Below are 11,840 nucleotides of genomic sequence, written 5' to 3'. Positions count from 1 at the left end.
CAGAATGTGATGAAAACCTACTTGTGATGTCAGGAAGAAATTCGAGTCGTATGCCACAGTGTCCCCGCCGTACCCTCCTCGGCAGTATCGGCACGACGATGACCGTCGCACTGGCAGGAAACGCCGTCAGTGCGACCGACGGACGATCCACCAGCGACGCCGGCGAGCCGGCGTTCGACTCCCTCTTCGATTATTTCCCGGCCTCGGCCGGATCGGACTCGATGGCAGTCGTGACGAGGGATCACGAGCAGCAGCGAAAAGCCAACGATCCCTACGGACGCATGTCGACGGGCGGAGGGTTGGGGATCGACCCCGAGTCGATCTCGAAGCACGCCTTCGTCTACACGACCGACGACGATGAATTCTCGATGCCGATCGTCGTCGTCGTCGCCGGCGACTTCGAACTCGAAGACGACGGCGACATTCGCGAGACCGACGGCGGCGTCGAGTACGAGCGCCGCGAAGACGACGAGATGGTCGCCGCCGTCACCGAGACGGTCATCGTCGCCGCCGAAGACGACGAGCGGATCGACGAAGCCTTCGCGGCGAACGCGGGCGAGGCCCAGCGGCTGTTGGACGCCGAACCCCTGCTCGAAGAGGCGCTCGGCCTCTTCGACGGGGAGCATGCCGACTACACGGTCCAGATCGGCGAGGGGTATCAATTCTCCGAGCTCATCGACGACGCCGCTATCGAATACAAAGCCCAATCAACGACCGTACTCGATCCGGATACCCTCGAGATGAACATCGGTATCGCCTTCGAGGACGCCACGGAGGTCACCGACGAACTGGTCGATGCGCTCACGAGTGAGTTGAACTACATGGCACTCACCGGCGAGCCGACGGTCGAACGGGACGGGTCGCTCGTCACCATCACCGCCGAGCGCGATCTCGCCGCCGAACGGGAAGCCAACGACCACGAGAGTCCGGGCAGACTCCGGCCCGAGGAGGACATCGATCTCGAAGACGACGAACTCGAGATCGAGATCGGACGCGGCGATCCGACCCCGGTCGAGGATCTCACGCTCGAGGTGGACGACGAGGAGTACGACCGCGATATCTGGACCAACGGCCACAGCACCCTCGAAAAGGGAGATACGATCGTCATCGATATGGACGACGTCGAGCCGAGCCTGTCGATCACCATCACTCACGACCACGCGGCCGGGACCAGCGCGAGCGGAACGTCGATCCTCGATCGGTTCGAGTTCGAGTACGACTACGACGTCGACGCCGGAACGCTCACCGTCGAGTACGCGGACGAGTTCCCGCTCGACGGCGATCGGGTCTCCATCGCCGTCTACGACGAACGGCCGTGGTATCATTCCAGCGACGAAGAAATCGAGCCACGAACCACCGCTCAGCCGTGGTCCGGAACGATGCAGTCGGGTGACGAGACGACGCTCGAGGACATCCGCCCGGGTGACTCCGTCCGCGTCTGCTGGGACGGAACGGAAGACAGTATCGCATACTTCCGTGCCCGGCCCCCGGGGACCGTGGCCTTCGACTACGACTTCGAGCGCAAGACGCTCTCGGCGACGCTCGAACTCGAGGACGAACGCGAGCGTCCGGCCGACGCCTACGAACTGCTGATCGACGACGAGCCGGCCGAGACGCAGTGGTCCGACGAGGCGGACACCGTCTCTTCGGGGGCGACGATCGAAGTCGGCGACGTCGAGGCCGGAGCGGCTGTCACCGTCGTCTGGGGTGACGACGATGTCCGTGTCGGCGGAGCCCATCCGCGACCGCGGATCGAACTCGGGTTCGACGAGGGCCAGGGTGCGATCGAACACGTCGGCGGCGATTCGGTCTCCGCGTCGGAGCTTACGCTTCAGGTCTGGACTGAAGACGACTCTAACGAGATCGACCTCGGCGAGGAAATCGACGGTGAGTTCGAGGAGGGCGATACCGTTTCCGTCGATGCCGACGCCGACGAGATCCGACACGCGACACTCCAGTACGATGCCGACGGTCACGTCCTGTCGGTCGGTCAAGTCGTTCCATCGCGGGAATAACGATTCCGGCGGTCATCCGCGAGCGATCCGCACCGCGTACCGCCGACCGTGCCGCGTCTTCCGTCGCACGTCGCTCGAGCGCAGTGCCCGCCGGGTCGGTCGTCGGCAGGAGGTCGTGACAGCCTCGCTGCCGTCCGTGTCACATTGAACGAGGAGGCGTGCTGGGCTTCAGTCCGGGCCGGCGACGTGCCGACGGTCCCGCGGGAGCAGCCAACTTGCGGTCGCTCAGTTCGTCGTGATGACTTCGATCACGTCCCGCGCCTCGACCTCGTACTCTTTGCCCAGTTGGCGGTTCGTCCGACAGTCGATCGCGTGGAGGAAGCCGTCGCCGATGTCGGAGTGGAGGCTGTAGGCGAAGTCCTCCGCGGTCGAGTTCGGTGGAATCAGGTAACAATCCGGCAGCACCTCGCCCCGTTCGTTCCCCAGTCCGTTCGCGCCGCCTGGGAACACGGGCGTGACGCCGAGCACGTCGAAAAGCGCCGTCTCGAGGGCCGCCTGGACGCCCGTTGCGCCGAACTCCTCGAGGAAGTCCCGAATCCGCTCTAGGCCCTGTTCCTGTTCGCCGGAGACGTCGTCGACGATGTCGAAGTCCGGGTCACCCGGTCGGTAGTCGACGACGCCGGCCTGATCGGCCGACTTCAGGGCCTTCTCGGCGTGGGCGCTGCAGGGAACGATCGTCAGGTGGTCGTAGTCGGGATCGCTGGTGATCTCCGCGAAGTTCGCCTGCGCTTCGGGCGTGTCCATCTTGTTCGCCGCGATGACCATCGGCTTGGTCTCCTTGCGGATCTCACGGGCCAACTCGAGGCGGTCGTCCTCGTCCCACTCGTCGGGGTCGAAGCCGACATCGACGCGTCGAATGAGCCGTTTGATCTCGTCTTCAGTCGTCTTGAACGCGCTCATCTGCTCGGCGAGTTCCGCTTCGATAGCGTCGTCCTCGGTGGTGTAGCCCGTCTCGTATCGGTTGATGCCTTTCTCCAGGACGCCCAGGTACCACTGGTCGAGTTCCTCCTCGAGAAATGCGATATCGTCCCGCGGGTCGTGTCCCTCGGTGGGTTCGCCCTCGGCGTCCGTTTCCCCGGAGAAGTCGACGACGTGGACGAGCACGTCGGTTTCGTTGAGATCGGAGAGGAACTGGTTGCCCAGCCCGTTGCCCTCGTGTGCGCCGGGAATCAGCCCGGCCACGTCGACGAGTTTCGTCGGGACGAAGCGGGTCCCGTGGTCGCAGTAGCCAACCGACGGCGTGCATTCCTCGTCGAACTCGGGTGCCGCACAGTCGACGCGGACGTAGGCCTCGCCCACGCTCGGGTCGATCGTCGTGAACGGGTAGGCCCCCTCGGGAACGTCGTTCATCGTCGCTGCATTGAAAAAGGAGGACTTGCCGACGGAGGGTTTGCCGACGAGTCCGATCCGGTAACTCGTACTCATTATCCGTCGGTGGCGCGGCCCGCCTAAACGGGTTTCTGTCCGCAGGCGAAATGGTATGCGTGGACGTGGCATATCCGCGTGGCCGACTCGAGCGCGCCGATGCGGTCGTCGGATCGAACTCGAGCCCACGACTGCCGTCCCGATCAGACGTGCGTTGGCTGCTCGGCTGCCGTTTCGATGTCGAGTTCGTCCGCGACATCGGCCAGGAGGTCGCCCGTGATCTCCGCGCTCCGCCAGCCGATCTCGGCGACCAGCGGCGGGTCGAACTCCGAGCGGATGGTCTCGAGACGGGTCGCTTCCGTCTCGACGCGCTCGCGGAGGTAGCGTCCGCCGCGGCCGGTCTCGTCGGGGTCGGGCGACGGCGTGAGTTTGTTGGCGACGAGACCGCGGACCGCGAGGTTCTCCTCCCGAAGGGCGACGATCGCACGTTCGGTCTCGTTCACCGAGAGTTCGTCCGGGGTCAAGACNGTTGGCGACGAGACCGCGGACCGCGAGGTTCTCCTCCCGAAGGGCGACGATCGCACGTTCGGTCTCGTTCACCGAGAGTTCGTCCGGGGTCAAGACGAGGAAGAACGCGGCGTCGTCGTGCAGCGCCGACCCGGCGAACTCGAAGAACTCCTTGCGGTCCTGCAGGCGCGCGAGGACGGGATCGCCCTCCATCACGCGGCGCGGTTCGGCGTTCCCGACGGCGGCCTTCTCGAAGAGGTCGATGCTCGTTCGTCGCTTGTGGATCAGTCGGTCGATCCACCCCTCGAGCAGGTCGGGGAGGCCGAGCAGCCGGAGCGTACTCCCCGTCGGCGAGGTGTCGAAGACGACGCGGTCGTAGGAGTCCGCGTTCCGCATCACGTCGATGAAGCGGTCGAACAGCGCCGATTCGTAGGCCCCGGGGGTCCCGTGTGCCATCTCGAGTTGACGGTTGATCTCGTTGACCATCGACGCCGACACCTGTTCGGAGAGGTCCTGTCGGATCTCGTCCAAGTGGCGGGTTACTTCGTCTTCGGGATCGATCTCCACCGCGTCGAGTCCGCCGATCCCGTCGACCGACCGCGGGGAGTCGTCGAACGGCTGGTCGAACACGTCGGTGACGGAGTGGGCCGGGTCGGTCGAGACGACGAGGGTTCGCTGGCCGTCGCGCGCACAGCGGAGCGCGTACGCACACGAGACGGTCGTCTTGCCGACGCCGCCCTTGCCGCCGAAGAAGACGAACGGGTCCATCAGAAGTGATACTGCTGTCCTTTCCGTTCGAGGTACGTTCCGCGGTCCCACAGCCGCCGCTCCCACGATTCGAACTCGTCCTCGAGGTAGGGGAGCAGTTCCGCGGTGTAGTAGGACACCGGCGACGGGATGCCGAACGCGTCCGGGAAACACGCCAGCACGAACGCGTCCTCGGTGTCTTCCGCTTCCTTCTCGATCTTCTCGTACGCCGGATGCGAGATCAGGCCGTGATAGAGGCCCCGCAGCCACTCGTCGAGTCGCTCCCGAAACGCGTCGATCCGATCGGCCAGCTCCATGGCAGTAACTGTGTATCGAACGATAAAAACCCTCGTGGCTCGCTTTCAAGGCGCTCCGATCACAGTACTCAGTATGCAGACGAACACGGACGGGCCGATCCCGGTGACGATCCTCTCGGGGAGCCTGGGTGCCGGCAAGACGACGCTGCTCAATCACCTGCTCTCGAGCGCCGACCGGACGCTGGCGGTGCTGGTCAACGACATGGGCGAAGTCAACGTCGACGCCGAACTCGTCGCCGAGGGCTCGGAACTCGAGATCGATGACGGCGTCGCGGAACTCTCGAACGGCTGTATCTGCTGTGAACTGCAGGATGACCTCGAGACCGCAGTGGTCGGGCTGGCTCGGGATCGCTCGTTCGACCACCTCGTCGTCGAGTCGTCCGGCATCTCCGAGCCCGCGCCCGTGGCCCGACTGTTCACCACCGAGTCCCGCGTCGCGGCGCGCTACGACGTTGATACGCTCGTGACCGTCCTCGATACGCCCGCGTTCCTCGAAGCCTTCGCGGGTGAGGAACGGCCAGAGCGGCGAGGGAACGAGGGCGACCGGCCGCTCTCGGATCTGCTCGTCGAACAGGTCGAGGTTTCGAACCTCGTCTTGCTCAACAAGGCCGATCTGTGTTCCGACGCCGAACTCGCGGCGGCCGCGAACCTCGTCTCTGCGCTCCAACCCGAGGCCGAGACGATTCCGACGACGTTCTCGGCGATCGATCCCGACCGCCTGCTCGGTGCCGACCTGTTCGGTTCCGGGCGCGTGACCGATCGGTCGGGCTGGCAGCGAGCGCTCGAGGCGGCCGACGATCACGACCGCAACGAGAGCGAGCACGCCGCTCACGACGGCCAGCGGGCCGAGACGGGGGAGCGCCACGATCATCACCACCCCGGTGACGTGTACGGCGTCTCGTCGTTCGTCTACCGGTCCCGCCGGCCGTTCCACCCGGAACGGTTCGCCTCCGTCCTCCGGACCCTGCCGCGATCGATCGTCCGCTCGAAGGGGGCTGCCTGGCTTGCCGGCACCGAGATGCGACTCTCGATCGCTCAGGCCGGGTCATCGGTCAGGGCCACCGCACAGGGGCCCTGGATCGCGAGCCTGCCCGAGGTCGAACGCGACATGTACCGGTCGAACCGGCCCGACCTCGAGTGGCACGACGAGCACGGCGACCGACGGACGGCACTCGTGGTCATCGGCACCGACTACGACGAGGGAGCGCTCCGGGCGGCGCTCGAGGACGCGCTCGTCACCGACGGGGAGTGGGGGACGGCGTTCGATGGCGGCCCCTTCCCCACGACGCAGGGCGCGGAAACCGTCATTCGGAAGCCCTGATCAGCACGCGCAGTTCCGGCCCGTCGAGCGTTCGAAGCGCATCGCCACGCCACAGTCCGGACAGACCGGTTCGCCCTCGAGATCGACGTCCCTGATCCGGACGGCGCAGTCGTCACACCAGTAGGCACCCGCGGAGCCGTCGTCGGGACGGCCGTTCGGCGAGGGCGACGCGAGCGCCGATTTCACCGATTCGATGAGGCCCATGGTTGACGATTCGCCGGGGACAGCAATAATAGTATGCGACTGTGTGTCACTGTCCCCCGACCGATGACGCGTGACCGGCGGGTCCCGTCCGTTGCGGGAACGGTCGCCCATAGTCGCAACTGAAAGTCATTGCATACCTGATCGCACGACGGCGACGACGGTGCACACCGCCGCGGAAAGCGCGATCGCGATCTCGAGGGGGAGTCCCAGCGTCTGCTCGTACAGCGGCCCGAACGACAGGAGGAGCATGAACGCGAGTCCGACGACCACGACGAACGGCACGGGGTCGATCCGCACGCCGTGACGGTTTCGGAGGTGTATACGGACCCTGCCCTGCCGAACGATACCGTGTGCCGTCACGGTCGTCCGCGTTTCCCGGCCCCGTCGCTGGACGTGCCGGTAGAGACAGCGAACAGTATAAGTGGCGGTATCGACCTCTCCCTGTATGAGCGACGGTGACACTGATCGCGACGGTACCGGGGACGGGTTCGAGGCGGGCGTTTCGTCCTCGCAGGGCGATCCCCGCGTGTTGGTCGCGCTGAACGCCGTGCTGTCGGCGCTGTTCGCGTGGGCGGTCGTCTGGGGACTGTCGTTTCTGGACGTTCTCGAATTCGGGTTCGTCAACGTCGCGACGGCCGCAATACTGTTGTTCGCGATGACGTATTTCGTAACAATGTCGTGATCGCGTCGCCTGCGACCGACGACGCTCCTACTGGCCGTAAATGAGCCGCCGACCGAGGTCGTCGAGTCGCTCGGTCACGCGTCCGGCCCAGGCACCCGGCGAGATCCGTCGGAGTTCATCCTCGTCGACCTCGATGGTGGCCTCGCCGAACGGGTCCCGGCCCGCGTCGCCGTCGGCTCTCTCGTCTTCGTCGCCGGACGAGACGATATCGACGACTGTGGACATGGAACACCGGCCGCAGGCTTCGGTTTGCTTCCCACCCATGAGATTCTCTTGCACGATAGTGCGTCTCCGACGGCTAAAACCTATCGGCTGCCGGTGCGCGGCGGCAATCGACGTGGCCTCACCCCGGCTCACCGACGGGTATTTGATACCGCGACGGTAACCGGTGGTATGAGTGGACGCGACATGGGCCACGATCGCACGGAACTGCTGTCGGGCCGTGACCGATCGCAGTCACGCGCCACCGACGCACGATGAGCGACAACGCACGGCCGGCGGAACTGCCGGCGGAGATCCGCGAGGCGGTACCCGACTGGGACGACGAGTATCTCGATCGGGTGTCCGACCGATTGCTGTACAGCTACGACCTCGAGAAGAACCACCGCGCCGGCGGCGAGCAATGGGACCTCTACGGGGAGCTGCGTGTACGCAGCCAGAAACAGTTCTTCCATCCGGCATTGAGTTATGCCGACCACGAGACCGAGGAGTACCTCTTCGCTCGACGCGAGTCCGAGCCGACGGTCGCGGAACTCGAGCGACTCGTCGCCCTCGGTCACGACCTCGCGGACGACCGGGTCGTCGCCGACGAGGAACACTTCGGGACGGATGTGACGTTCGTCCTCGTCGCCGACGGGATACCCGACGACGTTCGCGAGTTCGTTGCCGGGTTCCGCGACCGGACGTTACTGACGTTCGGGTATCACGGCCACTACGAGATCAATCTCGTCGTCGTCGATCCCGAGTCCGAGGAGCACGTCGGCAGCGAGGCCGCCGACGTCGTGGAGGCGTTTACCCTCTGGGAGACCGTGAGCGAGCCCGAGGAGGGACTGCTGTCGCGGTTCGCAAAGCGGTTCTGGCGGTAGGTGACGGTTGGTTCGGGTCACAGAGACCGGTCTCGGTGCCGGTCAGCGGCCGACCGAAAACGCGGCGGTCGGGAGCCGTTAGTCGTCGCCGGGTTCGACAGCCGATGGCTCAGGGCCACGGCGGACGGTCCGGATGTTCTTGTAGCCCAGCCTGACGAGCGCGAGCGCCAACCCGATGAGGACCAGTCCGAGAAGCATCTGTACTCCCGAAGAGATCATGGCACCGACGGTCTCCGCGCCACCCTGAATCAGGTTCAGGTAGAGGTTCTCGTAGAACACCAGGATCGAGAGCCCGAGAACGGTGATCACGACCATGATCGCCATCGGCACACCGGTGGAGACGAGCTGTTTGTTGTCGTCCCAGTTGGCGAGCCAGACGGTCACGGTCAGCAGTGCAAGCGCCGCGAGCAACTGGTTCGCACCGCCGAACAGTTGCCAGAGGACGACCCACTGGCCGGAGACGACCAGCAGATACGCGGGGACGATCTGGACGATCGGGTTCGTGTACCGGCCGCGGACGATCGAGCGGAGATTCATGTTCAGCCCGGTATCGGTCCGTCCCGCGGGCGTGCCGACGATTTCCTCCATCATGTACCGCCCGAGGCGGACGGCCGTGTCAGTCGAGGTCAGGAGAAAGCTACACAGAACCAAGGCCATGAAGACGGCCCCGGCCGTCTCGGGCACGCCGAGGCTCGTCAGGATGACACCGCCGCCGGACGCGAAGTTCGGCAGTGCAGCCCCGATTCCGCCTTCGACATCGGGAGCACCCCACACCGCGAGCGTCGAGAGCGCGACCGCGGCGAGTAGCCCCTCGCCGAGCATCCCGCCGTAGCCGATCAGGCGGGCGTCGGTCTCCTTGTCGAGCTGTTTTGCGGTCGTCCCCGACGAGACCAGCGAGTGGAAGCCGCTGATCGTCCCGCAGGCGATCGTGATGAACAGCAGCGGAAACAGTGGGGCGAGACCGGCCGCCTCGACGCCCCAGAAGCCTTCGAACGCGCCGATCGAGCTGTCGATGGTGAGCGGTTCCGCAGATGTCCCGAGGAACGTCCCGACGAGAATCGCGACGGTCGCCCCGCCGACGCCGCTGTAGAGCAGGAACGACGAGAGGTAATCACGCGGTTGGAGCAATACCCATACCGGCAGCGCGCTCGCAATCGCGGCGTAGACCATGATGATCGGGATCCAGCCTGCGGTGTTGCCGCCACCGACACCGGCGAGCGCCTCCGCTCCCGGTACCCACTCACCGGTACCGCCGAGCAGCACGATTGTCCCCGCCGGATACTCGCCAGCGAACAGTGCCAGCGGGTACTGGAGACCAACCCAAACGGCGGCGAAGACCCCTGCGACGAACAGGACCGTCCCCGGAATGAACGGCCCATTGAGCTGGTACAAGTACACGCCGAACACCAGCGCCAGCGCGATGTAAATAAACGAGGCCGTCACCACCTGTGGATACGCATTGAACACGATTCCGACGACCAGCGCGAACACCGCCACGACGAGCACGATCGTCAGGAACGCGAACCACAGCAGCATGTTCTTGCCGCTCTCGCCGACGTACTCGCCGATCATGTACCCGATCGACTTCCCCTCGTGGCGAAGGCTCCCCGACAGCGAGACGAAGTCGTGAACGGCACCCATCAGGGGATTGCCGATTGCGATCCATAACAGCGCCGGTACCCACCCCCAGATGGCGCCGGCAGTAATCGGGCCGACGATCGGTGCCCCACCCGCGATACTCGAGTAGTGATGCCCCAATAACACCGGTTTCTTCGATGGAACGTACTCCTGCCCGTCCTCGTACTTGTGTGCCGGTGTTTCGGTGTCCTCGTCCAGTTCGACGAACCGAGTGAGATACCGCGAGTACCCCACGTAACCGACGGTGAAGGTCACCAGTACTGCCGCGATGATCCAGACAACCTGTGTCATGTTACGTCTACACAAATCCAGAGAGACCAGCGACCTTAATTGTTATTTGTTGTGGTTAGCGGTTCGAGCCGTCGCTTTCGATAGTCTGAAGACGTGAATGGCGCGCCGGGGGGACGCGCCAACAGGGAATAACGGACACGAGAACGACTCGAGACGGGTTTTTTCTACTCGTCGCCCGGGCCGAAAACGGTGCGGAAGCGAGCGCGGCGGCGGGCGGACCGATCGGCGTACGACTCGAGGGGCAGCGGGTTGCCCGGCGCTACAGGACGGCCTCGAGCGCGTCCATCGTCCGGTCGACGCGGTCGCGGCGGGCGTTGTGCCCCATGTGGCCGATCCGGAGCACGTCGTCCTCGAGATCGCCGAGGCCGGTCGCGAGGACGAGGTCGTGCTCCTCGGCCAGCGTTCGTTGGAGAGTCGCCGCTCGACCGGGGACCTCGAGCGCCGTCACGGTCGGCGACGACCGCGCCGCGTCGGGGTAGATCGACAGCCCGAGGCGGTCCGCCCGCTCGCGACACCGGGCCGCAGCCGTCTCGTGACGTTCGAAGACGTTCTCCAGTCCCTCCTCGAGCAGCAGGTCGATCGCGGTGTCGAGCCCGTACAGGTTCGACGACAGATGCGTGTAGGGAAACCACTCTTCGGCGGCGGCGTCGCGCCACGGCTCGAGGTCGGTGTAGAACCCGTCCGTCTCGAACGACTCGATTTTCCGCCAGGCGCGGTCGCTGATCGAGCAGATGGTTAGTCCCGGCGGCGCGCTGAAACACTTCTGTGACGCCCCCAGACAGACGTCGATCCGGTCGGTCGGCACCGGGACGCCGCCGAGCGAGGAGACCGCGTCGACGATACTGATGACGTCGTGCTCCGCGAGGATGTCGAGCACCGGCTCGATGTCGTTCAGGACGCCGGTCGGCGTCTCGCAGTGGACCATCGTCGCCACGTCGAACGAGCCGTCCGCGAGTGCGGCCTCGACGGCCGCGCGATCGAGCGGTTCGCGCCACGGGACGTCACAGATCACCGCGTCCCCGCCGTACATGTCGACGAAATCGGCGAACCCCTCGCCGTAGCGCCCGTTCGCGATACAGAGCACCCGATCGCCCGGTTCGACCAGCGACGCGACGGCGGCCTCGAGCCCGAGGATCCCCTCGCCGCCGAGGATCACGATCTCGTCGCCGCCGTAGAGCGCCTCGAGGTTGTCCGTGAGGTCGCGATAGAAGTCGAAGAACGCGGGCTCGATGTCGGGATTGGGTGTCGGTTCGCTCATCCGTTCGCGGACGGCGGCCGGCACTGCCGTCGGACCGGGCGTCATGCGCAGTCGATCGTCGGTCATACGGCTTGTACCGGGCCGTTCGGGCATAAAGCTACTCGAGGGGGAGCGCTGTCCGAACGAGGTCAGGTTGAAACCGAGCGGGCCGCGAGTGAGACGGGGCGTGCGCTTCGGAGTGGGCCGCCGTCGATGGCCACCTCCGTCGATCTGGGTTCCGATTTCGATATGAAAAACATGGAAATCGGAACGTGCTGAACGTATCTTCCGTGAGATAAAACGATGTACCTCTTCATTCTCAGGCCGTTTTAGCTGGTGGTGTTAAGTTAGGAACGAGGCGGTCGAAGCTTCGGATGTCCATGGCCGAAATCGACCGCCTCGATGTCTCTACTGAGTGGATAGACTTGGAG

At 65.2% G+C, this 11,840-nt stretch carries 11 protein-coding genes and 2 pseudogenes; 5 read left to right on the top strand and 8 right to left on the bottom strand.

What is annotated here, in order from left to right:
* Positions 1-50: 50 nt before the first annotated feature.
* The gene (locus tag C487_RS09605) at positions 51-2,015 is read left to right on the top strand and encodes a hypothetical protein (RefSeq protein WP_006185548.1); all 1,965 of its coding nucleotides are present in this window, start codon (positions 51-53) and stop codon (positions 2,013-2,015) included.
* Between the two features lie 225 nt (positions 2,016-2,240).
* Here the strand turns inward: C487_RS09605 and C487_RS09600 are convergent, their stop codons facing one another.
* From C487_RS09600 to C487_RS09590, 3 genes and pseudogenes are all read right to left on the bottom strand, one after another.
* Positions 2,241-3,440, bottom strand: coding sequence for a redox-regulated ATPase YchF (locus C487_RS09600; protein ID WP_006185547.1), 1,200 nt, complete (start codon positions 3,438-3,440; stop codon positions 2,241-2,243).
* Between the two features lie 143 nt (positions 3,441-3,583).
* Positions 3,584-4,655: pseudogene (locus tag C487_RS09595) on the bottom strand (ArsA family ATPase).
* Positions 4,655-4,951, bottom strand: a complete 297-nt coding sequence (locus C487_RS09590) for a hypothetical protein (RefSeq protein WP_006185544.1) — start codon at positions 4,949-4,951, stop codon at positions 4,655-4,657. Before C487_RS09590 ends, C487_RS09595 begins: the two are co-directional and overlap by 1 nt.
* Before the next feature lie 73 nt (positions 4,952-5,024).
* Between C487_RS09590 and C487_RS09585 the strand changes: the two genes are divergently transcribed.
* On the top strand, positions 5,025-6,272 hold the full coding sequence (locus C487_RS09585) for a CobW family GTP-binding protein (protein WP_006185543.1): 1,248 nt from the start codon (positions 5,025-5,027) through the stop codon (positions 6,270-6,272).
* On the opposite strand, the gene C487_RS09580 is transcribed toward C487_RS09585, so the two are convergent.
* Both C487_RS09580 and C487_RS20805 read right to left on the bottom strand, forming a co-directional pair.
* Positions 6,273-6,476, bottom strand: coding sequence for a hypothetical protein (locus C487_RS09580; protein WP_006185542.1), 204 nt, complete (start codon positions 6,474-6,476; stop codon positions 6,273-6,275).
* Between the two features lie 126 nt (positions 6,477-6,602).
* A complete protein-coding gene (locus C487_RS20805; RefSeq protein ID WP_006185541.1) occupies positions 6,603-6,773 on the bottom strand; it encodes a hypothetical protein in 171 nt (56 codons plus the stop codon).
* Positions 6,774-6,921: 148 nt separating this feature from the next.
* Here C487_RS20805 and C487_RS09570 point away from each other — a divergent pair, with 148 nt between their 5' ends.
* The gene (locus tag C487_RS09570; RefSeq protein ID WP_006185540.1) at positions 6,922-7,158 is read left to right on the top strand and encodes a hypothetical protein; all 237 of its coding nucleotides are present in this window, start codon (positions 6,922-6,924) and stop codon (positions 7,156-7,158) included.
* A 27-nt stretch (positions 7,159-7,185) separates the two neighbouring features.
* On the opposite strand, the gene C487_RS09565 is transcribed toward C487_RS09570, so the two are convergent.
* On the bottom strand, positions 7,186-7,383 hold the full coding sequence (locus tag C487_RS09565; RefSeq protein WP_006185539.1) for a hypothetical protein: 198 nt from the start codon (positions 7,381-7,383) through the stop codon (positions 7,186-7,188).
* Between the two features lie 251 nt (positions 7,384-7,634).
* Between C487_RS09565 and C487_RS09560 the strand changes: the two genes are divergently transcribed.
* Positions 7,635-8,243, top strand: a complete 609-nt coding sequence (locus C487_RS09560) for a hypothetical protein (RefSeq protein WP_006185538.1) — start codon at positions 7,635-7,637, stop codon at positions 8,241-8,243.
* A gap of 78 nt (positions 8,244-8,321) precedes the next feature.
* On the opposite strand, the gene C487_RS09555 is transcribed toward C487_RS09560, so the two are convergent.
* Both C487_RS09555 and C487_RS09550 read right to left on the bottom strand, forming a co-directional pair.
* The gene (locus tag C487_RS09555; protein WP_006185537.1) at positions 8,322-10,172 is read right to left on the bottom strand and encodes a carbon starvation CstA family protein; all 1,851 of its coding nucleotides are present in this window, start codon (positions 10,170-10,172) and stop codon (positions 8,322-8,324) included.
* 259 nt (positions 10,173-10,431) lie between these two features.
* Entirely contained in the window at positions 10,432-11,496 is a 1,065-nt protein-coding gene (locus C487_RS09550) for a pyridoxal-phosphate-dependent aminotransferase family protein (RefSeq protein ID WP_006185536.1), read from the bottom strand.
* 134 nt (positions 11,497-11,630) lie between these two features.
* Here C487_RS09550 and C487_RS20305 point away from each other — a divergent pair.
* A pseudogene (locus C487_RS20305) lies at positions 11,631-11,743 on the top strand (IS6 family transposase); the annotation flags it as partial.
* Between the last annotated feature and the right edge of the window lie 97 nt (positions 11,744-11,840).

It is taken from the genome of Natrinema pallidum DSM 3751 (assembly GCF_000337615.1).
Lineage (GTDB): Archaea > Halobacteriota > Halobacteria > Halobacteriales > Natrialbaceae > Natrinema > Natrinema pallidum.
This window is presented reverse-complemented; position numbering and strand designations above follow the sequence as displayed.